This is a genomic window from Acinetobacter sp. ANC_7511, assembly GCF_056779975.1.
On record NZ_JBWYIY010000008.1, the window covers coordinates 103620 to 130046 of the forward strand.

29 protein-coding genes are annotated in these 26427 nt (G+C 37.4%); 17 read left to right on the forward strand and 12 right to left on the reverse strand.

Annotated elements, in window-relative coordinates; genetic code table 11:
* Window positions 1-8: 8 nt before the first annotated feature.
* Window positions 9-1190, forward strand: coding sequence for an MFS transporter (locus AC1M9L_RS07050; RefSeq protein ID WP_481591727.1), 1182 nt, complete (start codon window positions 9-11; stop codon window positions 1188-1190).
* Between the two features lie 44 nt (window positions 1191-1234).
* On the opposite strand, the gene AC1M9L_RS07055 is transcribed toward AC1M9L_RS07050, so the two are convergent.
* Both AC1M9L_RS07055 and ygfZ read right to left on the reverse strand, forming a co-directional pair.
* Entirely contained in the window at window positions 1235-2419 is a 1185-nt protein-coding gene (locus tag AC1M9L_RS07055) for a TPM domain-containing protein (RefSeq protein ID WP_481591728.1), read from the reverse strand.
* Between the two features lie 148 nt (window positions 2420-2567).
* Window positions 2568-3290: a CAF17-like 4Fe-4S cluster assembly/insertion protein YgfZ gene (gene ygfZ, locus AC1M9L_RS07060; protein ID WP_481591729.1), complete on the reverse strand. Its 723-nt coding sequence runs from the start codon at window positions 3288-3290 to the stop codon at window positions 2568-2570.
* A 272-nt stretch (window positions 3291-3562) separates the two neighbouring features.
* On the opposite strand from ygfZ, the gene acnD reads away from it, so the two are divergent.
* The 12 genes from acnD (at window position 3563) to AC1M9L_RS07120 (ending at window position 13001) form a co-directional block, all read left to right on the forward strand.
* The gene (gene acnD / locus AC1M9L_RS07065) at window positions 3563-6181 is read left to right on the forward strand and encodes a Fe/S-dependent 2-methylisocitrate dehydratase AcnD (protein ID WP_481591730.1); all 2619 of its coding nucleotides are present in this window, start codon (window positions 3563-3565) and stop codon (window positions 6179-6181) included.
* Window positions 6182-6248: 67 nt separating this feature from the next.
* The gene (locus tag AC1M9L_RS07070; RefSeq protein WP_481591731.1) at window positions 6249-6533 is read left to right on the forward strand and encodes a hypothetical protein; all 285 of its coding nucleotides are present in this window, start codon (window positions 6249-6251) and stop codon (window positions 6531-6533) included.
* Window positions 6534-6593: 60 nt separating this feature from the next.
* On the forward strand, window positions 6594-7487 hold the full coding sequence (locus AC1M9L_RS07075) for an AbiTii domain-containing protein (protein ID WP_481591732.1): 894 nt from the start codon (window positions 6594-6596) through the stop codon (window positions 7485-7487).
* Window positions 7488-7517: 30 nt separating this feature from the next.
* Window positions 7518-7724, forward strand: a complete 207-nt coding sequence (locus AC1M9L_RS07080; RefSeq protein ID WP_481591758.1) for a zinc ribbon-containing protein — start codon at window positions 7518-7520, stop codon at window positions 7722-7724.
* A gap of 118 nt (window positions 7725-7842) precedes the next feature.
* Window positions 7843-8424 (forward strand): DUF4126 domain-containing protein, encoded by a 582-nt coding sequence (locus AC1M9L_RS07085; RefSeq protein ID WP_481591733.1) that lies wholly within the window; start codon window positions 7843-7845, stop codon window positions 8422-8424.
* A 109-nt stretch (window positions 8425-8533) separates the two neighbouring features.
* Entirely contained in the window at window positions 8534-9265 is a 732-nt protein-coding gene (locus AC1M9L_RS07090) for a hypothetical protein (protein ID WP_481591734.1), read from the forward strand.
* A 78-nt stretch (window positions 9266-9343) separates the two neighbouring features.
* Complete coding sequence (locus tag AC1M9L_RS07095) at window positions 9344-9598, forward strand: hypothetical protein (protein ID WP_481591759.1); 255 nt, start codon at window positions 9344-9346, stop codon at window positions 9596-9598.
* 533 nt (window positions 9599-10131) lie between these two features.
* The gene (locus tag AC1M9L_RS07100; RefSeq protein ID WP_481591735.1) at window positions 10132-10797 is read left to right on the forward strand and encodes an RluA family pseudouridine synthase; all 666 of its coding nucleotides are present in this window, start codon (window positions 10132-10134) and stop codon (window positions 10795-10797) included.
* 166 nt (window positions 10798-10963) lie between these two features.
* Window positions 10964-11344 carry a ribonuclease E inhibitor RraB gene (locus AC1M9L_RS07105; protein ID WP_035269856.1) on the forward strand — a complete coding sequence of 127 codons (381 nt, stop codon included), beginning with the start codon at window positions 10964-10966 and terminating at the stop codon, window positions 11342-11344.
* A 142-nt stretch (window positions 11345-11486) separates the two neighbouring features.
* On the forward strand, window positions 11487-11825 hold the full coding sequence (locus tag AC1M9L_RS07110; RefSeq protein ID WP_035269853.1) for a zinc ribbon domain-containing protein YjdM: 339 nt from the start codon (window positions 11487-11489) through the stop codon (window positions 11823-11825).
* Between the two features lie 234 nt (window positions 11826-12059).
* On the forward strand, window positions 12060-12524 hold the full coding sequence (locus AC1M9L_RS07115; RefSeq protein ID WP_179998993.1) for a YybH family protein: 465 nt from the start codon (window positions 12060-12062) through the stop codon (window positions 12522-12524).
* Window positions 12525-12596: 72 nt separating this feature from the next.
* On the forward strand, window positions 12597-13001 hold the full coding sequence (locus AC1M9L_RS07120; protein WP_481591736.1) for an NUDIX hydrolase: 405 nt from the start codon (window positions 12597-12599) through the stop codon (window positions 12999-13001).
* A 10-nt stretch (window positions 13002-13011) separates the two neighbouring features.
* Here AC1M9L_RS07120 and AC1M9L_RS07125 read toward each other — a convergent pair whose 3' ends face one another.
* The 7 genes from AC1M9L_RS07125 to AC1M9L_RS07155 all read right to left on the reverse strand — a co-directional run bounded on the left by AC1M9L_RS07125 (window position 13012) and on the right by AC1M9L_RS07155 (window position 20119).
* Entirely contained in the window at window positions 13012-13962 is a 951-nt protein-coding gene (locus tag AC1M9L_RS07125; RefSeq protein ID WP_481591737.1) for a tRNA dihydrouridine synthase, read from the reverse strand.
* A gap of 114 nt (window positions 13963-14076) precedes the next feature.
* Complete coding sequence (locus AC1M9L_RS07130) at window positions 14077-16938, reverse strand: hypothetical protein (protein ID WP_481591738.1); 2862 nt, start codon at window positions 16936-16938, stop codon at window positions 14077-14079.
* 8 nt (window positions 16939-16946) lie between these two features.
* Entirely contained in the window at window positions 16947-17600 is a 654-nt protein-coding gene (locus AC1M9L_RS07135; protein WP_481591739.1) for a PilW family protein, read from the reverse strand.
* Entirely contained in the window at window positions 17593-18057 is a 465-nt protein-coding gene (locus AC1M9L_RS07140) for a PulJ/GspJ family protein (protein ID WP_481591740.1), read from the reverse strand. The genes AC1M9L_RS07135 and AC1M9L_RS07140 overlap by 8 nt, the downstream gene beginning before the upstream one ends.
* Window positions 18029-18562: a pilus assembly FimT family protein gene (locus AC1M9L_RS07145; protein ID WP_481591741.1), complete on the reverse strand. Its 534-nt coding sequence runs from the start codon at window positions 18560-18562 to the stop codon at window positions 18029-18031. The genes AC1M9L_RS07140 and AC1M9L_RS07145 overlap by 29 nt, the downstream gene beginning before the upstream one ends.
* A 1-nt stretch (window position 18563) precedes the next feature.
* Complete coding sequence (locus tag AC1M9L_RS07150; RefSeq protein ID WP_481587214.1) at window positions 18564-18977, reverse strand: type IV pilin protein; 414 nt, start codon at window positions 18975-18977, stop codon at window positions 18564-18566.
* Window positions 18978-19309: 332 nt separating this feature from the next.
* Window positions 19310-20119: a cytochrome C assembly family protein gene (locus tag AC1M9L_RS07155; RefSeq protein WP_092767475.1), complete on the reverse strand. Its 810-nt coding sequence runs from the start codon at window positions 20117-20119 to the stop codon at window positions 19310-19312.
* A 143-nt stretch (window positions 20120-20262) separates the two neighbouring features.
* Here AC1M9L_RS07155 and ffh point away from each other — a divergent pair, with 143 nt between their 5' ends.
* Together ffh and AC1M9L_RS07165 are read left to right on the forward strand one after the other, a co-directional pair.
* Window positions 20263-21669 (forward strand): signal recognition particle protein, encoded by a 1407-nt coding sequence (gene ffh / locus AC1M9L_RS07160; protein ID WP_481591742.1) that lies wholly within the window; start codon window positions 20263-20265, stop codon window positions 21667-21669.
* 123 nt (window positions 21670-21792) lie between these two features.
* Window positions 21793-22347: an RBBP9/YdeN family alpha/beta hydrolase gene (locus tag AC1M9L_RS07165; protein ID WP_179999002.1), complete on the forward strand. Its 555-nt coding sequence runs from the start codon at window positions 21793-21795 to the stop codon at window positions 22345-22347.
* Window positions 22348-22657: 310 nt separating this feature from the next.
* On the opposite strand, the gene AC1M9L_RS07170 is transcribed toward AC1M9L_RS07165, so the two are convergent.
* The 3 genes from AC1M9L_RS07170 to AC1M9L_RS07180 form a co-directional block, all read right to left on the reverse strand.
* Window positions 22658-23038 (reverse strand): hypothetical protein, encoded by a 381-nt coding sequence (locus AC1M9L_RS07170; protein ID WP_143047409.1) that lies wholly within the window; start codon window positions 23036-23038, stop codon window positions 22658-22660.
* A 180-nt stretch (window positions 23039-23218) separates the two neighbouring features.
* On the reverse strand, window positions 23219-23956 hold the full coding sequence (locus AC1M9L_RS07175) for a type III pantothenate kinase (RefSeq protein ID WP_481591760.1): 738 nt from the start codon (window positions 23954-23956) through the stop codon (window positions 23219-23221).
* Between the two features lie 26 nt (window positions 23957-23982).
* Window positions 23983-24735 (reverse strand): biotin--[acetyl-CoA-carboxylase] ligase, encoded by a 753-nt coding sequence (locus tag AC1M9L_RS07180; RefSeq protein ID WP_092767469.1) that lies wholly within the window; start codon window positions 24733-24735, stop codon window positions 23983-23985.
* 27 nt (window positions 24736-24762) lie between these two features.
* Here AC1M9L_RS07180 and AC1M9L_RS07185 point away from each other — a divergent pair, with 27 nt between their 5' ends.
* Window positions 24763-25563 (forward strand): sulfite exporter TauE/SafE family protein, encoded by an 801-nt coding sequence (locus AC1M9L_RS07185; RefSeq protein ID WP_481591743.1) that lies wholly within the window; start codon window positions 24763-24765, stop codon window positions 25561-25563.
* A 162-nt stretch (window positions 25564-25725) separates the two neighbouring features.
* Window positions 25726-26421 (forward strand): GntR family transcriptional regulator, encoded by a 696-nt coding sequence (locus tag AC1M9L_RS07190; RefSeq protein ID WP_481591744.1) that lies wholly within the window; start codon window positions 25726-25728, stop codon window positions 26419-26421.
* Window positions 26422-26427: the final 6 nt, after the last annotated feature.

The following is a 26427-nucleotide window of genomic DNA, read 5'->3' on the forward strand; positions in this document are numbered from 1 at the left end:
AGATTTTCATGAGTGTAACCACCGAACGACTTTGGAATCGTTCATTTATCTTGTGTGTATTAAATAATTTATTTGTTTTTATTTACTACTTTGCCATGTTGGCTGTCCTTCCGATTTACATTGTGAAGGATTTAGCGGGATCAGTTGAAGAAGCAGGATTAGCGTTAACGCTTTTTCTCGCCTCATCAATAGCAGTACGACCATTTTCAGGCATGATCATTCAAAAAATGGGTAAGCGACTCACTATGCGTGGATCGAGCACGTTTTTTGCGGTCTTTGCATTTGCTTATTTATTCATTGATAACATGTGGTCATTGTTGCTTATACGATTTTTACATGGGATATGGTTTAGTGTGTTGACCACTGTGGCTGTTCCAGTCGCGAATGACTTTATTCCTGAGCATCGTAAAGGTGAAGGCATGGGTTATTATGTGATGTCCACTAACCTAGGTGTGGTATTTGGACCATTAATTGCGCTTACCATGATTCAATTTTATAGCTTCCAAATTTTATTCGGTGCTCTCGCGGTGCTCATCAGTTTAGGTCTAATTTTTTGCTGGCTATTAAATATTCCAGCGAATCAGATACCTCAGCAAAATAAAATGAATAAAAAAGGTTTTAAGCTAGATGATTTTCTTGAGCCTAAAGTTTTTGCTGTAAGTGGTGTTGCTTTACTTACAGCTTTTGCTTACTCGAGTATTACCAGTTTTATTACGGTTTACAGTGAGAGCAAACAGCTGCTGGCGTATACCAGTGTATTTTTTATATTGTTTGCGGTTTCGATGTTAATTGTAAGACCTTGGGTTGGTAAAATTTATGATCGTCAAGGTCCGCGTGCTGTTATCGTTCCTTCTTTTATATTTTTTGCGATTGGACTTGTGGTCGTAACACTAGTCAATAATCAGTGGATGTTGTGGTTATCTGCAATTTTTATTGGAATTGGATATGGTTCAGTATTTCCTTGTTTGCAAACGCTCACCATTCAAACCGTAGATAAACATCGGATGGGGCATGCAATATCAACATTCTTTATTTGTTTTGATATTGGTCTGGCAGTTGGTTCAGTTGTAATGGGATTGGTTATTGCACAATGGAGCTTTGAATTTATGTACTGGTGTTGTGCGGTATTGGTCATATTAAACCTGATCATTTACCGGAAATATGTTCCAAATCCTCAGCCTATTAGTTAATAAAAAAACCTCCTAAATGGAGGTTTTTTTGAATAAATGTAAATTTACCATGAGCCAGAAGCACCACCACCGCCTGAGCTACCGCCTGAATCTCGTGATGAAGATGAGTTGGTACTAGATGAAGAACTATGGCTTGAAGAAGAGCTTGATGAATCCGATGAGTTATTGGTATTAGTCGTGGATTCCTCACTCTTAAACCAGTCAGCATAGAACCTTGGATAGAGGGATTTATTTTGTCTCACAATCAAAATTGTTAGAAGCCACAAGAAGAACAATGGCACACTTAAGTAAAAAAATACAACAAAGACAGATCCGATTGATAACTTATCCACCTTTTTTGCAAAAGTCGCAGCGAAAGCAAAACAAATAGCCAATAATAGAATTTTTTCTTTAATTGAAATAATTTTCCACTTACTGTGTAGGTCATATTTATGGTGAATATACGATAATGTCACCAACAGTAAGAGCGTACTGAAGAAAAGAACGAGAATATTTAATGCAGTTAAAAACCAACAAATTAATAAATGGATGGGCAAAATACCGATCAAAAGTTTTTTATAACCCTGAAAATATTCTTTACCTCTTAATAGATAGTCATAAATAGGTGATAAATAAATGATTAACATAGCACACACTAAAAAATTCCATAGCGCAAAAATCCAGTAATTAGTCACGAATTTAGAAGGTTTACCCAAATTGATTATATTGTTTTCTGTTTTCGAATCGACTAAGGACTCAAATTTAATTTTATTTGATGATGAATTTTCTAAGGATAAATTGGCTATAAGTTTTCTTTGAAGATGTGAAAATCCACTAAAATAATTATGATTTTTAAAGTTAGGTGCTAACGTATTTCTAATTAGGTGTGCTGCCTCTATATCAGTGAAGTCACCCTCTAAACCATAACCAACTTCGAAGCGCATTTTACGATCGTATTTTGAAACTAAGAGTAATAAACCATTATCGAGTTTTTCGTTGCCAATTTTAAGTGTATTAAAAACATCAAGTGCATATTGCTCAATAGATTCACCATTAGTGTTTGGAATCATGAGAATTTTAAAATCTACATTACTTTCTTGATAAAGCTGTTCATTTTGCTCTATAAGTTCAATGATTTCAGATGTACTCAGCGTATTTGTTATATCTACCACATTTTCTTTTTTTAGCTGCTCTAATAATCGAGCATCAATTCCAGCATAGCTTAGTGTTGGGGCAATTAGACTAAGCACATAAATAAAAAAATAAAAATGTTAAAGCGTAAAGGAAAAGAGTAATACATTATTTGTTATATATATTTTTACTATGCTGACATTTTAAGGGAGTGCATAAAAAAAGCCAGAATAATTGATATTCTGGCTTGTAATTTGAGAATGAACTTTACTGTGGTCTAGCCACATCACCATTTAAATATTCAGGCAAATCTAAAACAGTCACGTCTAACTCTGCTAATGCTTCAGGACGTGCTACCACCAAAGCGATATAACCGTTTTCGAAAGGCGCACTATTGACGACTTGTACACTTTTATCGAGTTGTTCAGCTTCTGCAGGTACAGCACCTGTACCCTGAATTAAATGTAACCACGCTTTCGGTTTAGCTTTAAACCATAAACGTGCAATCACTTCCTGACCCAAGTAACAACCCTTGTCATAGTGAACGCCTTCACGTTGATGTAAACGAAGTTCTTGGGGTTGGAACACGTGTTCAATGGCTTGATCAATGTAAGCTTGACCATGTTGAATAGCCTGAACTTTCCAAGCGGCAATATCTGTTACTTCTGCTGAGAACGTTGTGGTGTCACCTTGAAGCGTAGGATAGACCTGACTAGCTTCTTCAAGTTTCATTTTGGAAAAAGCACCGAATTTTTTAATGTGTTTGGAAAATTCTTCAGCTTGATCTTGAGTGGTTACAATGACAAAGCTTTCAGGATTCAGCTTTGTTAACCATAAACCAAAGTGAATTCGACCTTTTAAATCACAAATTGCTGTGTAGCGCGTGATATTTTCCTCAAGGCGTTCAACATGCAACGTCACTTGACCTTGTAAAAATTTTTGAGCATCCACGCCATTAAGCGTAAATGAGGAGAAAGATAAATTGTTCATTTTCTATGCTCGAATCTGAATCTAATACTAAAGAATTATCCCAATTTTCCACTATTTTTCAAAAAAAAGCACATAACTGCTTATTTATCTGCGTTATTTGAAACAAAATATTTCAAAAACCCTGTTTTTTGTACCTAAGTAAATGAAATATATAAGATTTGGGAAATGGACTTTCAGCAGTGTACTATGCCATCACAAACGATGAAGTCTCATCAACAACAAAATGTTTAGAAAGTTTAGAAAAAAGATGCTCAAGGCAAGGCAGGAACGCGATGAATAACTACTACCGTAAACCACTGCAAGGTACCCAGCTCGAATATTATGATGTGCGTCAAGCCGTTGAAGATATTCAGCCAGGCGCATACGCAAAACTCCCATATACTTCTAAAGTGCTTGCAGAGCAATTGGTACGCCGTTGCGATCCTGCAATTTTAGAGCAGTCTCTTAAAGAGTTAATCTTTAACAAACAAGACCATGATTTCCCTTGGTATCCAGCACGTGTGGTCTGCCACGATATTTTAGGTCAAACAGCATTGGTGGACCTTGCAGGTTTGCGTGATGCGATTGCCGATCAAGGTGGAGACCCATCTAAAGTCAATCCCGTGGTACCAACGCAATTGATTGTCGATCACTCACTCGCAGTCGAGTACGGTGGTTTTGATCCTGATGCATTTGAGAAAAACCGTGCAGTAGAAGATCGCCGTAATGAAGACCGTTTCCATTTTATTGAATGGACCAAAACTGCCTTTGAAAATGTTGATGTCATCCCTGCGGGTAATGGCATCATGCATCAAATCAACTTGGAGAAAATGTCTCCAGTGATTCAAAACCGTGGTGGCGTGGCTTTCCCTGATACGTGTGTGGGAACAGACTCTCATACACCGCATACGGATGCTTTGGGCGTGATCTCGATTGGTGTCGGTGGTTTAGAAGCTGAAAATGTCATGCTTGGTCGTGCATCTTGGATGCGTTTACCTGACATTATTGGTGTAGAGCTTGTTGGTCAGCGTAAGCCGGGCATTACGGCAACTGATATCGTATTGGCTTTAACAGAGTTCTTGCGTAAAGAGCGAGTCGTTGGTGCTTATTTAGAGTTCTTTGGTGAAGGTGCAGACACCATGTCGATTGGTGACCGTGCAACGATCTCGAATATGACCCCTGAATATGGTGCAACGGCTGCGATGTTCTATATCGACCAAAACACCATTGATTATTTAACGCTGACAGGTCGTGAGCCTGAACAAGTGAAACTTGTTGAAAGCTATGCCAAAGAAATTGGTCTTTGGGCAAGTGATATGACCAAAGCTGAGTACCCACGTGTACTTCGTTTTGATTTATCAACCGTAACTCGTAATATTGCAGGGCCATCAAACCCACATGCGCGTGTATCAACAAGCGATTTAAAAGCCAAAGGTATTGCAGGTAATTTAGACGCTGCTCGTGCGCAAGAAGCAGAAGGCTTAATGCCTGATGGTGCAATCATCATCGCTGCTATTACATCATGTACCAATACCTCTAACCCACGTAATACGGTTGCAGCTGGCTTGCTTGCTCGTAAAGCGAATGAACTAGGCTTAGTGCGTAAGCCGTGGGTGAAATCATCTTTTGCACCGGGTTCTAAAGCCGCAGCATTGTATTTAGAAGAAGCAGGTGTACTCGGTGATTTAGAAAAACTTGGTTTTGGTATCGTGGCGTATGCATGTACGACTTGTAACGGGATGTCAGGTGCGCTAGATCCAAAAATCCAGCAAGAAATTATCGACCGTGACCTCTACGCAACGGCTGTTTTATCAGGTAACCGTAACTTCGATGGTCGTATCCACCCGTATGCAAAACAAGCATTCTTGGCATCGCCTCCGCTCGTAGTTGCATATGCGATTGCAGGTACAATTCGTTTTGACATTGAAACGGATGCTTTAGGTCATGATAAAGATGGCAACCCAATTTACCTCAAAGACATTTGGCCATCTGATGAAGAAATTGATGCATTGGTGAAAGTTGCGGTTAAACCTGAGCAATTTAAGAAAGTGTATATTCCAATGTTTGATTTGGGTGAGAAAGTTCAAGCTGCAAGCCCATTGTATGACTGGCGTCCGCAAAGTACTTATATCCGCCGTCCGCCATATTGGGAAGGCGCACTTGCAGCACCACGTACTTTAGCCAATATGCGTCCGCTTGCGATTTTAGGCGATAACATCACCACAGACCATTTATCACCATCGAATGCGATTATGATGGATTCGGCAGCAGGTGAATATCTACATAAAATGGGCGTGCCTGAGGAAGACTTTAACTCATACGCAACGCACCGTGGTGACCATTTAACGGCACAACGTGCGACCTTTGCCAATCCAAAATTGTATAATGAAATGGTGGTACGTTCGGACGGTACAATCAAGCAAGGTTCTAAAGCGCGTGTTGAGCCTGAAGGCGAAGTGATGCGTATGTGGGAAGCGATTGAAACCTACATGAACCGTAAACAGCCTTTGATCATTGTTGCAGGTAAAGACTACGGTCAAGGTTCTAGTCGTGACTGGGCTGCGAAAGGTGTACGCCTTGCAGGTGTAGAAGCAATTGTGGCGGAAGGTTTTGAGCGTATCCACCGCACCAACTTGGTGGGTATGGGTGTATTACCACTTGAGTTTAAAGCAGGGACTGACCGTAAAACTTTAGGTTTGGATGGTACTGAACTTTATAGCGTGATTGGTAATATTGCACCTCGTTCGACTTTGACTTTAGTTATTGAGCGCTCAACGGCGGAAGGTAAAAATCAAACGATTGAAGTGCCTGTTACGTGTCGTTTGGATACCGAAGAAGAAGTGTCTGTGTATGAAGCGGGTGGGGTATTGCAACGCTTTGCACAGGATTTCTTAGAAGGGAATTTAAGTTAATAACTATTTGATTTTTAAATTTAAAGAGTCCATATTTTATGGGCTCTTTTTATATTGGATTTGATTCATGTCTAGATTAGTTAAAAGATTATATGCAATTGGAACGCGTGGTCTTGCTAAAGGAAAAGTATTTGAAGCTAAGAAGAATACTAATAATAAATACGTTCTGAATCGCAAAAACAGCTCTTATTCAATTAACCCAACAAATAAGGCTGTTAATAAAGTTGAAGTGAATACTTTGAGTGAAGCATATGAGCTTTTAAGTAAAGATGAACACTTAATTAATTTGACGGATAAAAATGGAAATAGAGCACTGCGTGAATTTAAAAAAGTTAAAGTTGAATTCTTTTAGATAAGGCATATTTTTTATTAATGATTTAAGTATCTAAAGATATTAGTGGGATAGGCGTTTATGTCTTTGTTGCGAGAAATTCAAAATGATGCAGTTAATACAAATGTGAAAGTTTCAGATTTGTTGAGAAAGTGTAAGATTCTTGCCTATAGACTAGGTAATGAAGATTTCAAAATTTGGATTGAAAATGAGTTAAATGGCTACTCAAATGTAAAAGAAGAAGAGTTGCCTGCTTATAGAATTTTAGAAAAATTAAACTCGAAAGGCCACTTTGTTGGGCCATTTAATTCAGGCCTAAGGAATGCGGATATTCCAATATTCAATTTGCCTAAAAAGTTGCAACATAATTTATCAATTTTGACTTTAAATCGACCAATAGCAGAACTAGAAGATTTAGCAAATAGTAAAAGTGAATTATCTCAACCTTGGAATCCACTAATTATCGCAAAATATGGTATGCAAATGTACCAAGGGTATAATTGTATACAAGCTTGGAAAATCATTTCGTCTTCTGCATTAGTTGGAATAATAGATACTATAAAAACTAAAATTTTAAATTTTGTATTAGAGATTGAAATGTTAGATAAAGATGCTGGAGATTTAGAAATTAATTCAAATTCAATTCCTCAGGATAAAGTTGCTCAAGTTTTTAATATTCACATTGCAGGTAATGTTCAAAATTTAGCTTCGGGTAATCATCAAAGTGCGATCAATCAAAATATTTATAACAAAATCCCTCAAGAATTTTTAGAGCTTTTGACAAAGGTTAAAAGTTCTAATCTGGATGATCAAATTGTCACAGAGCTTGAAAAGCGAATTGAATCTTTAGGTAATTCTGTAGGGAAAGAAAAATATAATGATAATTATAAGGAGCTAATGTCTTTTGCATCTAATCATGTCACAGTATTAGCTTTTTTAGCAACTTACATACCTATGCTTTCAGGATATTTATAACTTGCAAAAATGCCATCATCATTTGTCGAAATGGACAATAAAAAGCCATTCATTCTCCGTTATAGTGATTTCACCATTTCTAAAACAATTCGGAGAACAAAAATGGTTACAGCTGGCTCTAAACCGGGAACAGGTTTCTATTTTTGCGTTCAATGTGGGCATCGTGCTTACTTAGAAATTGGTACTGATCGTTTACCACCGTGTACCAAATGCTTAAGCAATCAATTTAAAAAATAATTCGCTCAAGCAAACACACTAAAACAGACACCACTGTTTTAAACAAAAGCCCTATTACACCATAGGGCTTTTTTGTTACCTTAAGAAAATTAAAAACATATAAATAAAAAGGTTTGCTATGGAAACAATACTCGGTTTATGTCTTGGTATAGGATTGAGTGCTGCATGTGGCTTCCGCGTATTTGTTCCCTTATTGGTGATGAGTATTGCCGCTATTATGGGCATTTTTGAACCCATCAAAGGCTTTGAATGGTTGGCGATGCCATCGGTCTGTATTGCACTCGGCTTTGCCACACTGTGTGAAATAGGTGCTTATTACATCCCATGGGTAGACAACTTACTCGACACCATTGCAACACCTGCCGCGATGGTGGCTGGAACATTGACGACCATGGCGGTAAGCTCTGGTGAAATGTCGCAATTTGCAAGTTGGGCTGCCGCAATCATCGTCGGTGGTGGAACAGCAGGAGCAGTGCAACTTGGGACAGTGGCAGCACGGGGCGTATCGACCGCAACCACGGGTGGCGTAGCAAATCCTGTGGTATCGACAGGTGAGTGGGTCAGCGCATTAGTGATTTCCGTATTGTCATTCTTTATACCCGTATTGGTGGTGATCGTTTTACTAATTGGTGTGGTTTGGGCAGTACGCTGGATTCGTCAGAAAAGACGCATGGTAAAGAATGCCGAAAGTCCCCTGTAAAATCTCAATGGAACATCATAAAAATATGTTGAATCACGATTACCATTCCAATTCATCTAAAAATTATACTGGCTAAAAACATTATAAAAATCATAAAGGAGCTCAGCTGATGCCTGTGCTAAAAATATTAAAGCGTCATGGTATATCAGTCGCGATACTTATGGCATGTTCGATTGCTTCAGTACCGTTATGGGCGAACACTCCACAGCAGAAAACACTAAGCCCAGAAGAAATCAAACTTCAACAGCAGGCAAAAAAATTTAAGGCTTTTATTCCAGATAAATACTTTCTGTTCGATGCTGTAGAAGGTGATTTGAATCAGGATGGTCAAAAGGATGCCGTACTGATTGTAAAAAAAATTGATCCCAAAGGGTGGGTGAACCATCCTGATCAGGGCAAGCTAGATCGTAACCGACGTGGCATTCTGGTGCTATTACAGAATCAATTCACATATCAAAAACTGATGCAGAATCTGACTGCATTTTCATCGGAAAATGAAGAGGGAGGTGTTTATTTTCCGCCAGAACTCAGTGTTGATATCCGCAAGAATATTCTGGGGATCCATTATGGACACGGTCGTTATGGCTATTGGAGTTATAAGTTTCGTTTAGAGCAGCAGGATATGCGTTTGATTGGTTATGATCTTTCTAGTAATCATGGCCCATATACTGATTATAGAGTAAGTATTAATTTTCTCAGTCATCAAAAAAAGCATTCACAAAATATCAATTTGGCGGATCGGGGTCTTCAGGAAAAATTTAAGCATACCTGGTCCAAAGTGAATTATTCACCAATCTATCTATCCAAAATCAAGGACTTTGATGAGCTCAATTTTGAATAGTTTTTTTAATAAGGTTGGTGCGAACTTTGCATGAACATTTGAAGTAAAAATGATTGCAAGAGGAAGAATCACATGGAAATGAGCAGCATAGCTGAAAATAAAAAAACGTCTTTAGATGTTAAAGTTCATTTGATGGCAGGCTGGCCAATTTTACTGTTACTCATTGGTGGCGCAGTAGGAGCGGTACTGGGCATCGTTGCGTATGTGATTAACCTCAAAATTTACAAATCTGAATTATCTCAACTACAGAAAGTACTCGCTAATCTTATGTGTGGCATGTTTGCCATGATGTTGTGGTGGAGCATTGCATCTTGGATTCAAGCAACTCTCTAAAATGGAAGGTCAGCTTGAATTTTAATTGCAATATTTAGCTCAAAAACGCTAAAAAAAGTGTATCAATGAGCCTATTTGGGAAAAAATATTATATTTATAAGTTGACATGAAATATTTTTTTATTTGATGCTGAAATTCGTTAATCTTAGGAAATTAATCCCGACGCAGTCTCGCTATTATATCTCTCAAGGGTGTGACGGGATCGAAAAGAGTAGATTGCTACCAGTTGTGTACAACGTGCGTGTAGTACTTACCCAAAAGGTCTTGATTCGGCTTAGGACGCTATAAATCAGAAGTTTATAGGCAATAGGGTTATAACTTACAAAGTTATAATAGTTGAAGTAAACAACATGTTTTCCCTGACACCCTCAAAATTCTCTTAAAAAAAATTATAATTCTCAATTCTCAATTCTCAATTCTCAATTCTCAATTCTCAATTCTCAATTCTCAATTCTCAAATCGCTCATCTTATAAATTGACACTGTGTTGATCAGTTGCTATTTTTCCGCATCCCAAAGAAATGCTTTGTTCACATGCCTTTAGACGATAATTTTGTATATATGCCACCTCAAGGTCCACTTAACATCGTCTATGAAGATGATGATTTGGTGGTCATTGATAAACCAGCAGGACTATTGTCTGTGCCAGGACGCTTGCCTGAGCATCATGACAGTGCGTATTTAAGAGTGATAGCTCAATATCCAAATGCAAAAATTACCCATCGTTTAGATATGGCAACCTCTGGAATTTTGATGTTTGCAAAACATCGTGATGCTGAAGTGGCTGTGAGCAAAATGTTCCAAGCGCGCACCATGAGAAAAAATTATGTGGCATTGGTGCAAGGTAAAATTGCACAACAGGGACAAGTAGACTTGCCTTTAATTACGGATTGGGAAAACAGACCGAGACAAATCGTTCATTTTGAACTGGGAAAACAAGCCTTAACACTGTTTGAATTGGTCGCTTATGATGCGCATTTAGATGTTAGTCGTGTGTTGTTGACGCCAATTACGGGGCGTTCTCATCAATTACGCGTACATATGCAAGCTATAGGTCATCCGATCACAGGTGATAAACTCTATCATCCAAACCCTAAACTCAGTAATTTAGGGCGTATGGCTTTGCATGCAAGTTATTTAGAGTTTCAACAACCGTTGAGTGGTATTGAAATTAAAATTGTGAGTGAAGTTCCATTTTGAATGAAACGCTTCAAGCAGAATATGTAATGTGAGTGCCTAACAAAAATTTAACAATTACGATCATATAAGTTTAAGAACAATTTCTAATGAATTCTTCTCCAAAATGAAATAAATATAGGCTACTCTAGGATATTGTATACGCAATAACCACAATAAGGATGAATGTATGAGCCGTGATTTAGAACAATTTCCTAATGATGATAATGGCGATGTACTGTGGCAAATGTTCCAGGATGGAGATGATTTAAGCGAGCCGCATGAGATTGAGTACTCAATTGCTTTTAGCTCTAAAGACAAAGCTGAAAAATGTGCCTTGTTCTTGCTTCAGGAAGAACAAAAGATCAGTTTATTTATTGATGAAGAGTCTGAATCCGCAGAATGGATTATCACGATTTATGTGTATATGGAGCCAGAATACTCAGATATTGTGGATTTAGAAGAGTGGTTTACCAAAATAGCCAATGACTATGACGGTGAGTACGATGGATGGGGATGTATGGCATATGTATATGATGATGAAGATATAGAAGATGAGTTTCAAAGCTAAACAAGGCTAGAGCCAATAAAAGAACCTAAGTGATTGAACTTAGGTTTTTTATTTAAACCTTATAAAATGTAAGGTTTTTTTTCTATTCGCTAGATGAAAGTGGTATATTGAGCAAAATTTTTTTAATTTTTTTGGATTTTTTATGTCTTTGCCAAATTGCCCAAAATGTTCCTCTGAATATACTTATGAAGATGGGGACCTCTTGATCTGCCCAGAATGTTCACATGAATGGAAAGAAGGAGAGACACTCGAAGAAGTGGTTCAGATCAAAGATGCAAATGGCAATCTTCTTGCAGATGGCGATACCGTAACGGTTATCAAAGATTTAAAAATTAAAGGTTCATCATCCGTAATCAAAGTCGGTACTAAAGCAAAAAGTATTCGTTTGTTGCCAGATGCAACGGATGGTCATGATATTGATTGTAAAGTAGATGGTTTTGGCGCAATGAAACTTAAGTCCGAATATGTCAAGAAAGCATAAGCTTTTATAATGGCTTCAGTGAAACTGGGGCCAATTTTTTTATGTGATAATAACTCGTCGTTGGTTTTCTGATCATAATGATAAGTTTTAATAAATAATGGTTGTTTTTTATCAATTTAAATTGAATTTTAGATACAAATTAGAATAAAAATTTCTTTGCTTGGCACAAAATAACATTACACTTTTTCTTTAAAAGTGTTAACTTCATCACACTAATAACAATAAGGTCACATCATGTCTATTCAGATTGAGGGTAATGTTGTTGCTGCTCATGAAGTATTAGCGCAATTAAAAGAATGGGATTCAGCATTAGTGGGTAATAATGTTGATGCGTTAATCGAAAAATGTGCGCAAAATGTAAGTATGTTTGATGTCAGCACCCAACTTGAGGGAGCTGAAGCTTATCGAAAAGAATGGCAAAAATTTAGCCCCTATTTCTTCGATGGAATGCAAATCACTCGCCGTGATGTAAAAGTGCATGCGAGTGATCATTTGGTTGTATTACACTGTCACTCTAAAGTGGAACATAAAGCCTTAAAAGGTCAGCTGCAAATGCCTTGGTGTCGTACAACGCTATGTCTACAAAAAACCAATGAACAGTGGGTGATGGTACACCAACATATTTCTATGCCTGTAGACTTAGCAACGGGAAAGGCTATCATCTTGAAGGATAAATCTAAATTAAGGCTAGTGGTTTAGCGAATCTTGAGCATTTAGATGGGCTTAAACAATGTTATCTTTCATGAATGAGTTAAATTCTGGAGACGTGTCATGGGATTTTATGATTTTTATCGTTTGAGTTCTCATGCGGTGATCACCAACCCAGAGGGACAAGTCTTATTACTGAAAGCAAACTATGCCAATTACAGTTGGGGGTTGCCAGGTGGTGGTTTAGATCAAGGTGAAACCATACATCAAGCTTTGCTCAGAGAGTGTAAAGAAGAAATAGGTTGTGATGTAAGCATCCAGTATTTGTCTGCGGTTTACTATCACGCACAGGTAAACTCACATACCTTTATCTTTAGATGCGTGATTGAAAATAATGCCCAAATTCAACTCTCTGAGGAACATACGGAATATGCATGGTTTAGTCCAGAGCAACTGTCTGAGGTTCAACGCACTCGCGTTCAAGACTGTCTGAATTTTCAAGGTGAAGTTCGGAGTTATTCATTCTAGAATTTAGAAATTAGACAGTTGGCATAATGTTTTGAAAATGATTGAGCTTAGCCATGATTTCATCTACTTGTTTCAGACGTTTCACTTCATCCCATAACAGTTTTGCTTCAGGATAATGTTTAGACATCATACCTAGCCATTGCTTGTAACGTCCGACCATATTCATTTCTTTTTTATAAGAACCATTTAAGAAGCGAATTTGGAGTGTAATTAAATCGCTCCATTGTAATATCGCTTCGTTTTTATTTTGTCGGATGCATTGTGTGACATCGGGTGTTGTCACTGCTGCACGACCAATCATTAGATCTTCACAACCTGACTCTAGTAAACACTGGCGCGCATCTTGGTTATTCCAGATTTCACCATTGGCTATCACATTAATGCTAAGCGCATGACGAATGGGTTGAAGTTGATCCCAAAAGGCGGGTGGGGTATAGCCATCTGCTTTTGTTCGTGCATGAACGGTCACCCAAGCGGCACCAGCATCTTCTATAGCATGTGCATTTTCCAGGGTGAAATTACGATCCATATAACCTAAACGCATTTTTGCTGAAACTGGTATTTCAGCAGGCACTGCATCACGTACAGCTTTAACCAGTTGATACACTGTTTCAGGTTCATCCAATAATACAGAACCACCTCGATGTCGGTTAACTGTTTTAGCTGGACAGCCGAAATTCATATCAATTGCAGGTGCACCTAACTCCACCGCTCGCACGGCATTGGCAGCCAACATGGTTGGATTATTCCCTAAAAATTGAACGTGAACAGGTGTTCCTGCTGCTGTTTTGCCATCGCTCAATAATTCAGGACAGTAGGAATGATAGATGTGATCTGGAAGGACAGAATCAGTGACACGGATAAACTCAGTTACACACCAGTCGAAGCTGCCGACATGTGTGAGAACATCACGCATGATGGGATCAGTTAAACCTTCCATGGGTGCTAAAACGAGTTTCACTTGGTCACCTGAATATGGGAAAAACGGTGTTATACGGTGTTTTGTATAGCTTGTCTAGTCAGAAATTTCACACAAAAAAAAGCCCAAATTTATGTTTGGGCTTTTCGCTTACAATTATTGATATTTAGCCCATTGTAGGTCTGCGGAATCAATCGATAAGTAGTTGTCTCCTATATCAGGATCCATTTTATTCAAATTTTTGAATTCATTTTTGGGAATGACAATTTTCGAACCAGAACCGATGGTATTAATTTGTTCGACACCATTGATATAAGGAGCTTTACCTTGTGAACTAACATTACCATATACTCCGTTGTCAAATCCACTAGGGCATGCAGCACTACCTTCAATCGTACTTCTAGCTAAGACATCACCATATATACGCGCGCAGGCACCGATCCTTATAATTCTATTAGACATAAGCGCTACATAACTTAAATCAATTTTTTCAGTTTTTTCAGGTAAGCCATTATCTAACTTTACATCATCATTATCGATAAGCTCGATGGTTCCATTCTCTAATCGATTTGTATACTGTTTCAATTTTCCTTTATCGCATAAATTTATTGGTGTTAAAAATTTATTAGATTTAGTGATTGGAATAGTTGAAGGTGCTGAATTAGGGTATTCTTGATTAGAAATTGTAGCAAGATTTCGGGAACAAATAAGAGAATCAGGATTCTGTAAAGTAGGTGATGTCAAACGTTTTACATTTATCGGAGAATAAATTCTTGGTGATAATAGGATAGCGTTGATATCGCCTTCGGCTAAAAAGGTGTTTGTAAATAAAGAGTCTCTAGTGTTACCATCTGCATCAGTTAACAAGTCAGTAGTTAATTGTCCTGAGATTTCTAGATCACCTTCAAAATAAAATATACCTGGTGCAAATGCTGGGTTGGCAAATTTTTTATAATTAGATGGATCACTCGAACGAATATGCCATGTGCGTTCAAGAGTGAAATCATAATCTTTCGGAAAGCCAAATGTAGATAGATTGTCTAATGAAGAAATAAATTCCCCTGTAAACTCTACACTTAGGCGAGGTAAATATCCGACAATCTCAGACTTACAATAACCACTTTTATGGTTTAGGCCTGTGAAAATACCTAAACTATTGGTAAAGCGATGTTTATCTACTTCTTTTGATTCATTAATTTCTAAACAGATAGCGCCAGTATATTTTTTCCCGCCATATATATATTTACCTAAATAAAAACCATCTTCACTAAGTAGTTCGAGTTTACCATTCGACGATGACCTATAATACTGTTTGCCATTTTTGAACTCGTATTCAAATTGAGTATTTTCATTTCTTAGTTTATTGAGATAAATTTTAGCAACACCATTATTGTGAGTGAAAATATAATTCGCATCATTTTTATATTTTGTTACATCAATATAGGTTTCAAAATTCATATTTTCTGCAATTGTTTGCGCAAGCTCCTGTTTAAGTTTAATAACCTCAGTATTTTGTTTGATTGGAAAGCCTGGAGTGTTTGGTAACTTATCTAAAGTTAGCTTCTCTTGTTTTTCAGTGCCCGAAATAGAGCTTTTCAAGTAAAGAATCTCTCCTGTTAAGTAAACATTGCCTTTCACGTCCTCACCGACAAGACCATCGAGTAATCTTAAATTACCATTCGCGTAAACATTCCCTTGAATCCAACTAGTACTCAGCCTAACAGCTGAATTGAAAGTGCCAACTCCACCTTTTTTGTAAGTTGTAGGATCATCTAAGTTTATTGGTTGGTCCTCTTTTGCTGGAATAATATTACGGGCATAAACTGAGCCATAGATTGTTGAATTAGAGTCGAGATCAACATAATTATAAGCTTTAACATCCCCATTAACCCTACTACTTGATAAATTTACTGCCCCTCCTGAAAGGATAGAGCCATTTACAGTACTATTTACATAAGCAGAAACAGTACCTAAGGTTTCTATGCCCTGTGTAGTTACATTAGTCCTAAGTGTAATATCGCCATTACTATAAATTTTAGTTGCGCTTGATCCTTCAGTTAAAGTTACATTACCTGCGGTATAAATCTCTTTAGCAGTTGATCCTAAGCCCAATTCAACATTACCGAAAGCTTTAATGTTTTGTGCTTTTGCATATGATTGAAGTTTCACCCAGCCCTCAGCTCGAATGTCACCAAAAGAACTATCTTCATGACCTGGATGAATGATATGGACATTACCCTGCGCATTGATATTTATGCGAGTACCTTGTCCTTCAATGCCACATCCTTTAATTGTTAAAATTGAGCAATCAATAATAACATCCCCACCTTCATAAATAGGGTTACCATTACTGTCATATCTTTTGTTCCCATTTCTGTCAAGAGCATGTCTTTTTTTTACATTTAATGTAAGCTCGCCAACGTTGACTAGTTTAAATCCGGCTTGAATTGAAAGGTTACCACCATCAATATTCAGAGTAACATGGGGTAATTTCCCATCCGAGCCTAATTCACCTTCAATACTCGAAGCTCCAGTAAATTGGGTTGCACCAGTAAAGTTTATGACATTCTTGTAGTTAATAAATTTAGACTTTAAGTCGAATACTGTTCTGATTGAGGTAGCCGCTTGGGAGGTATTACTTTCTGATATAATTGTCGCCACAACTAAACAGGGGGTTTCTGGAATATTGGTGCAACCTTGGACCTCAATGTCTTTGACTTTGACGAATCTTTGACTTTGCTCATCAACTAGAAGCTCTATCTCTGATGTGTTTGTAAGTATTGTTTTAAATTCTAAAATATCGGAGCCTTTATATTTTTTTAATAGATAATCACGGAAGGCACTTACACCAGCCCACCCCATGAGCTGTACGTTAGTTTGTGCATGAGCAGTAGAGCTGGCCTCTTTATTTGATGTTAGTGAACGAGCAACTGTAGATGTGATAATCATTACAGTCAAACCGATGAGCAAGACCAATAGAATAGTGGCCATGCCTTGTTGCTTTCTTAAACTATTCATATTTAGTCTCACACTTGGTTGATAATGTTATTTAGGCATACTGTATTTGTAAAATTCTTTCCAATTGTGTAACCATCATCATCTGTATTTAACCTTTTTGCTTCGATTTGAATTTGAAGAATTCCTTTAGAGTTCTCAGTATCTATTCCATACGGGCTGCATTTTCCAGACTTTAATTTGAAGTTGAAAATAGGGGTTTCATTGAAATAACTAACTGATAATATGTTTTGCCCAGTATTTAAATCAAAGTCTTCAACAGATATCGTTGATGTTCCACAATTCTCTTTTTTCAAGTAAATTAAATTAAAAGTTTCTGGCTCTTCCTTTTGAATTAGTCCTTCACAATTCAAAGTTATCATTTCATTCCCTGATATCTGGCTACTTGCAGGATCTGGATTCGTACGCCAAAAAATTGCGGGCATGTTGTTTACTTGGCTTTCGTTAATGTCTGAAACCTTCCCAGTACCATAGCCTGCATTTTGTACAAGTTTTTGGGTAACTGAGAGCGCATTTCTAATTTGAGCATCATATTCAGAATCTAATGACGAGCTAATACCGATTTTAGTAGTTTGTTTGAATAGCATAAGCATCATGATCATACAAAGCATTGCAATCACAATGCCGATCATTAATTCAATAAGCGTAAAACCTTTTTCATTCATTGTTTAGCTCCTGACTCTCTGTAGGAATTTCTCCAACTCGATAGCAGTCAGAATCATTTGAACCTTCCGCACATGCTTTAACTTTACTTTGGGTCTTACTTGCCCCAAGTACTGGCCAAGAAATTATAACGTCTGGCTGATTCGTCACTTCGCTAATTTGCTGAGAAACGGTATGACAATAAATAAAATAATTTTCATTATTTAGGGTGAATTTATTATTTGGTTCAGAGCTAAAGAATGAACAAATATCTCCACTTTCTGTTGTGGCTATTTGTAGTCGACTCTGCAATTCATTAATGACGATATTGTTGATGTTAATCTCACGCTGGGTATTGAGCATCTTGCTAATAGCATATCCACTACCTAGAATAATAATCGAGAAGATAAGTAAACCAACAAGTGACTCCAGCAATGTGAAACCACCTTGATTAGTTGATTTGAATTTCTGCACTTTCATTATTCTTCTCAACTGTAACGGTTAAATTTAAATTTGAATTGCACGTTGCTGATGCTGAACTTGCAGCGACTAACATCCCATTTGAGTTAAACGACAAACAAGAAAACTCAGCATCATTACCTTTAACTTTGAAAATTACACTTGATGCATAGGGGATTTTTTGAACGATGTAGTTTTGGTCAGGTGTGTTACTGTCACTCGTTGAACACGCATCAGTATTGTCTTTAGCAACTCGAATGACTCTAATTTCCTGATGGGTTTTATCTATACAAACAGATGCTGCTGCAAGTGAAGACTCTTGATTGTTTGTGTTTCGAATTGCTGTAGAACGGGCTTGATAAGTCGCATTTTTAATACCTGCTAGCGCTCCATCAACATGACTTTGATCTACCCAAGCTCTGGTTAAAGAAGTACTTACAAATAACAAAATAGCCAGTACAACGATCGTAATCATTAGTTCGATCAGCGTGAAACCAAGTTGTTTTCTATAACCAGTATTTTGCATATTATTTCACCCAGTCAGTATATGAACCACAACCGGACACGGTACGAGTTCCATCATTTTTGAGTGTTAATGTACAACCTAAAACTCTTGCTTCAGTTCCTATTGCCTGAACCGCATAATTCACACCATCTGATGAAGTGTACGTAAAATTAAATGAATCAGAACTTGGATTCCAAGTTGTAAATTTAGTTTTTACTGCATTGGTATTTGATAAGGTTTCTTTAGGGTAGTTTAGTGTTCTTTGATATGCATTTTCAGCACCTAATGAAAGTGCGATTAAATTCGATTGAGCTTCTTTGATTTTTGCTTTGGTGACGTAGTTTTGATAACTAGGTACTGCAATTGCGGCCAAGATTGCAACAATAATGATGACGATCATTAATTCGATTAAGGTAAAACCTTTTTGCAATTTCATAAACACCCCAAAATAATCATCAAAAAAATACCCATTTACTAACTGTAACATTAGTTACTAACCTAAATATAAACAACTGCTATGAGATTAATGGGCGAGAATAAGCGATGAATAGATTGTTAATAGATATTAATTAAATAATTTAAATAAATTTAATTGGAGGGTTGGATAAAAAGTTTTTTGTAGGTGGTTAATTTTAAATAATATTTTAATTTTTTGGGTTTTATTTATATATTTTAAATATTGTATGATAATTAATTACAATTGAAGGTAATAAGTTGTGATTAATATTGGTATAGTAATATATAGTGTGATTTGAATCGCACTTTATATTATTTGCCTAAAATCATCTCTAAAACAAATTTCGATCCAATAAAGCCTATTGCAAGTAAAATAAAACCAATAATGGTAAAGCGTCTCGCTTTTTGACCGCGCCAACCAAAACGATAATGTCCAAATAAAAGTGCACCGTAAACAAACCAAGAGACAATACTAAATGCTGTTTTATGTGCCAAATGTTGTGCAAAAAAATCATCAATCGTAAAAAAGCCGAAGATAAGTGCAGTACTTAATAAAATGAAACCTGTAACAAGCATATCGAATAACAGAGATTCCATTGCTTGATAGGAGGGTAATAGATTTACCCAAACACGATGTTTCTGTTTGTTTTTTAACTCACGATCTTGTAACCACAACAAAACTGCGTGAATTGTTGCCATTAATAGCACTGCATAAGCTGAGAGTGACAAAATAATATGGACATCAAGTCCAAACGTGTTCTGTTTAAGTGTAAGTATAGGCTGGCTCAGGGAATAGCCTAAAATTAAACCCAATGCAGCTACTGGTATTCCAATCAGATTTAGCGCAAGTACAGGTCGATAAGTGCTATAAAGCAGGCTCAATAACAGCATGAGTGCTGAAGTAAATGAAAGGAGATTAAAAACGTTATAGTTAATGCCGAAAGGCGTTTTCATATCTATCAATAAGACGACAGCATGCAAGATCAAGCCTAATCCAGCTACGAGACTGATAAACCAATGATTAGGGACACGTTTAGTCATTAAATGGGTAAATAAATACCAAAAGGCAGTGGTATAGGCGATCAATGCTAAAATTGTGTAAACCAAAGGGAGGCTAATCATGTCAAACCTTTTTATGGATGCTGAATATTCATCTAATAAGATATAAATTCCAAACGAACTACAGTATCCTATAGCATCTTATGCATAAATTTTCTATTTTAAGAAAGATTTTTTTGCAACAACCATTTTAAGCGGATTTTGCAATGTTTGATACCTTAACAGAACGACTCACGCAGAGTTTAAGAAATGTTACTGGCTCTGGGCAACTGACCGAAGACAATATTAAAGATACGTTACGTGAAGTGCGTATGGCACTTCTTGAAGCCGATGTTGCACTTCCTGTAACTCGTGAATTTATCGCGAAAGTTAAGGAAGAGGCATTAGGTCAAGAGGTGATGTCACAGTTATCTCCAGGCCAAGCATTCGTCAAAATTGTTCATGATGAACTCACCAAAATGATGGGTGAGGCAAATGAAAGTCTTGATCTTGCTGCAAAGCCTCCCGTTGTTGTTTTATTGGCTGGTTTACAAGGTGCAGGTAAAACGACGACTGCTGCAAAATTAGCTCGTTTTTTACAAGAGCGACAAAAGAAAAAAGTCGCAATGGTTTCTGCCGACGTCTATCGTCCTGCAGCGATTAAGCAACTCCAGACTGTAGCAGGTGAAGTCGGCGCGATTTTCTTTGAATCAAGTGCTGATGAAAAGCCAATTACGATTGCAAACCGAGCAATTGAACAAGCCAAAATTCAATTTGCGGATGTATTGATTGTCGATACTGCAGGTCGTTTACATATCGATGACGATATGATGGGCGAAATTAAAGAATTGCATGCAGCGATTAATCCTACAGAAACACTGTTCGTTGTAGATGCAATGACCGGTCAGGATGCTGCAAATACAGCAAAAGCATTCAATGATGCATTGCCTTTAACCGGTGTGATTCTTACAAAAACTGATGGTGATGCGCGTGGTGGTGCGGCACTTTCTGTTCGTGCAATTACTGGTAAGCCTATTAAATTCTTGGGGATGGGGGAGAAGCTCGATGCCCTTGAACCATTCCATCCTGAGCGTGTAGCACAACGTATCTTAGGTATGGGTGATGTTCTTTCTTTGGTCGAAGAGCTTGAACGTAAAGTCGACAAAGAAAAAGCTGAAAAAATGGCGAAAAAACTGCAAAAAGGCGGCAGCTTCAACTTTGAAGATATGCTGATGCAGTTTGAACAAATGAATAAAATGGGCGGTATGATGGGCTTCTTAGACAAGTTGCCTGGCATGAGTAACTCAGGAATTCAGGATGCGATTGCTCAAGCAAATCCTGAAAAGCAAGTGAAGAAAATGGAAGCGATTATTCAATCGATGACCATCAAAGAGCGTCGCAATCCTGACTTGATGAATCCAAGCCGTAAAAAACGTATCGCAGCAGGTTGTGGTATGGATGTTGCTGAAGTCAATAAGCTGATCAAACAACATGCCCAAATGGCAAAAATGATGAAAAAATTTGCGAATCCATCGGGTATGGCGAAAATGATGAAATCATTAAGCAGTATGCAAAAGAAATTTGGTGGTGGCGGTGGCGTTGGTCCGTTATTTGGTGGAAAAGATCCAAAATAATTCCCAAAATTTAAAAAGGCGCTGTGGCGCCTTTTTTCATGCTACATAATTTTGCAAACTTACTATTTAGTTTAAAAAATAATCAATTCATGATGTTGAGAATACAGTCAAGAGTGCAAGAAAATGACACAGGTTTATGTTGTGCATGGATATACGGCAAGCCCTGAAGAAAATTGGTTTCCATGGATACAACAACAAGCTGATCAGTATGGTATTCCATTAAAAGTATTGAGATTAGATCCTTCTGAGACGCCACAATTAGGAACGTGGGAACAACAAATGAAAGAGCAAATAGCTCAAATTGATGATCAAACAATTTTTGTTGCTCACAGTCTCGGGTGTATTGCAACTTTACATTACTTAAGCCAAGTGCTTTTAAACCAAAAAATCAAAAAATTAATTCTAGTTGCTGGTTTCAATGGACGTTTAGGGCGGCTTGAGCAAGTCAATCCATTTATTGATGCTGCTGATATAGATTTTGAACTCATTCGTGACCAAGTTCATGATCGCGTGGTCATTTATTCTGAAGGTGATGAGCGCGTTCTGCCTAAATTTAGTTTCCAGCAAGCTGAAAGTATTGATGCACATGTCGTTGCTGCTGAACATCAAGGCCATTTTATTGATTCAGAAGGTTGTACGGCATTGCCTGAGGTCTGGGCTGAGATTATTCGAGATTAATTCAGAAGCTATAAGCTCTCACTGACGAGTTCAACGTGATGTCACCCACATATTGATTTCTGCTCTAAAGATAAGAGTTTAGTTTTGATCATGGACTTCAATGCTCTCAACAATTGTATAGGGCTATGTCGTTTATTTCCAAAGTTTGAAGAAAATATATTCCAATGGGTTTGGAAAATTTTCGTTAACTAGATTTCAAAAATAAAAAAATAATTAATTTATTGCCTAAATTAGAAATAGAGCTATGACTTTATAATTAAAAATCATAGCTTTATTTTCAAAATTAACATTTTTTAAAACGAAGCATTAATTACTGCATACCGCCTAATACGTATGGTCTTCTTTGTGGTACTGTCATTTGATTGTAGTTTCCACTAGGTGATGAGTTATACTGGTAGTTTCTCGGTGTTGAATTATAACTTGAATTAGAATTAGAACGATTTGAATAGCTGTTATTGGATGAGTTACTGTATGTCTTTTCATCATAATCAACTGCGCAAACCCATCCACCATATTCAGTCTGTGAGCAGTCACAGTAACTTGAAACGTTATAACCCCATTTCGACGCATCATTCTTAGCGTTCGAACATGCGGATGTTCTATTATCACTATGATATCCTGTCGCAGATGCAGCATAAACCCAAGTAGACCCAAGCCCCATTAATATTAATGCTAATAAATGTTTATGCATAATTATATCCCCATGTAGTTTTCAGATTTAAAAATATAAAAATGGGATATGTTTTAAAATGTTTAAAAGGGACAATCCGATAACTGGTTAATATTTCTATACACTACCACTGCTTGATCTTATAAAAGCTTTAATTCATCACTCAAAGTTTGGTAAAAATTACTTATACTATATTAAAACTTAAATGTGCTGCGCGACAGCAAGATAGCGTTGTAAGCCTTTTAATAATAAATCGGTTTCGATTTGCGGGTCATAAGATTGTAAATATTGAGCAAAGAGTGCAGCATCACCACCAGTAAGAATTAATTTTCTTGGTGATGTTGTTAAAACTTTTTCGATCATACTGACCAATCCCAATAAAATACCATGATGAACTGCATCCAATGTATTTTGCCCAGGACTTAACTCATCAAATGCAGCATCAGGGATTTTGATCCCTTTGGTATTTTGAATAAGTGAATCTCGCTGTAGATAGAGATTTGGTACGATATATCCACCTAAATGTGTAAATCCATCTGCTAAATCAATCGTTAAGGCCGTTCCACAACTGATCACGCAATATTTCTCTTGAGGATCGGTGACGACCGCTAGAACTTGTAGCCAACGATCAATACCCAATTGGTTCGGTTCTGTATATCCACATTGGAGTCCTGCATATTCTTGATGAACTTTAGCAACGACAATTGGGATATCTAGCAGTTTTAAAATTTTGAGTATACGGTCGTTATTCTTCTTGTCTTGAACAGATGAGATACCGACTTCTGAGAGGTTTTGAGATTTAAAGTGTTGGATGAGACCCAACATTAAGTCCGCAGGAGATTGTAGATGAAGCTCCGCCACATGCTCCAAGATTTGCTCACCTTCCGTGATCCAATATTTTAAACGCGTATTGCCTATATCTAACCAAAGACGTTTCATCATGTATTCGCTGACCTATCTTTTCTCTATTTTTTTAAGCGTAAACGCCCTTGATACAAACCGATTAAACCTTGTTCAGTCAAAATATTAATTCGACCATCGTCTCCAATACCTTTAAAGATACCTTGTACTGTTTTATTCACTTGCTCAAATTCTACAGTCTGATTCATAAAAGCAGCATAGTGATTGAAACGTCCTGAGAGATTATAACTTCCGTGCTCAAACCATTGTCCGGCTTGCATGATGGCAAGATAAAGCTCTGAAATAATCTTAATTCGATTTGGATGAGCTAAACCCAATTGCATGATTGATGTGGTTTGCTGTTCGATTGCTGCATCAGAAACAGGCAATAAATTAATACCAACACCAACAATCGCCTGATGTGGGGTTACAGGCTCTACCAAAATGCCACCCCATTTGCCTTGCGCACTATAAAGGTCATTTGGCCATTTGATTTGTAAATGATCCAATGACTTAAATGAAGGAATTTGCAAAATATTAAGTGCGATCTCAAGGGATAGTCGACCATCTAAGGGTGTTTTGGTTTCTAGCAATGTGCTTAAATAAATATTCCCGACTGGGGAAACCCATTGTCGTTGATGTTGTCCACGTCCCTGAGTTTGAGTCTCACTGCATACAAGAATACCCTGTACACCTTTTTTGATGAGTGCGCGTACTTCATCATTGGTTGAAGTGGTGCTCTGTTTTAACAGTAAAACTTCTGGAAGTTGTTGAGCTTCAGTTAAAAGCTGACTGAGGTGGCGAGTCTCTAAATCCATGTTGAATCTGAGAAGAGTAAAAGATTTATGGAGTTAATCATATATTTAGCTATTGGTGCAATCGCTGGTTTTACTGCAGGGTTGTTTGGCGTGGGCGGTGGATTAATCATCGTACCCATTTTATTTATTGTATTTACCCAAATGGGTTATGACCCAACTGTCATTATGCACATGGCGCTTGGAACATCATTAGCTACGATTGTGGTCACATCGATTAGCTCAGTTATGGCACATCATAAAAAAGGTGCAGTGTTATGGTCAGTATTTAAAAATTTAGCGCCTGGTTTGGTACTGGGTTCATTTTTTGGTGCTGGATTGGCCAGTATTATCTCTGGACCAATGCTGCAATTGATTATCGGTTGTTTCGCAATTTGGGTTGCATACCGTATGTTCCGTGGAGCTAATGTGGTGGTCGATCAATCCAAGCAACTACCTTCTGTACCTGCTCAATTGGCTGCGGGAAGTGGAATTGGGGTGGCTTCAGCAATTTTTGGGATCGGTGGAGGAAGTTTAACCGTACCTTATTTGAATCATCATGGAGTGGTGATGCAAAAAGCTGTTGCGACATCTGCTGCATGTGGTCTGCCGATTGCTTTAGCAGGTGCATTTGGATTTATGTTCTACGGACAAAAAGCACCTGCTGAAATCGAAAATGCCATTGGATATGTTCATGTTTATGCATTCATTGGCATTAGTGTAATGAGTTTTATCACCGCAAAAGTAGGAGCAAAAGTTGCACATAAACTGTCAGCAGCGATGTTGAAAAAATGTTTTGCAGCTTTGCTTACAACTGTAGGGATTTATTTTGTTTATCAAGGCGTATTTTGATAAAAATATGCCAAATCATTCTCGAAAATAATGATGTGTATTGACCTAAAAATTTGATAAATTGTCAGACAAAGACATAGTCAGTATGATGCTATTGGTATAAAAACAATAAAATAGCATCATGCTTGATGAAGTATGAGTAAAAAAATAAATAGGAATATTATGCAATTGGAAGAAGTGGACAGCCTTTCAGAGCAAATAGCCAGACATATAAGTGAACAGATTATTAGTGGCGAATTGGTCGAAGGTGAACGTATACAAGAATTGCGTATCGCTAAAGAATTAGACGTGAGTCGAGGTTCGGTACGCGAAGCTTTGTTATTACTTGAACGCACGCATTTAATTGAAATTTATCCAAGACGTGGCGCAATTGTGTCAGAAATGTCTGCTCAACAAGTGCGAGCTTTATTTGATACGAGTGCACTTATGTTAGGGCAGATCGTCCAGCGTATAAGTGAAACTTGGCGTAATCATGAAGCTGAGGCACTTCAGCAACTTTTGCAATATTTAATTGAACAAGTTAAACAAAGTAATACTGAAAAATTTTACGATGGTGTATTTCAATTTTTAGCCAAGCAACAAGATATGGTAGCTAACCCATACTTAATGAAGTTTTATCGCGAACTGTTGCCATCTATACGTCGTAGTTATTTTTTAACCTTAAATACTTCGCGTAGAGAGCTCCAAGAAGCACTTGAATTAATTAAGCTTGTGATCGATGCAATTTTGATCCGAAAATCACAACAAGCTACTTTATTTATGGAAGATTTTTGCCGACACTTGCGCAATCTAGTGTTAGAGTCACTGACACGAATGAAACAAATTGAACTAGCTTGGGCGCGGAGATCGCGCAGATAATCAGGA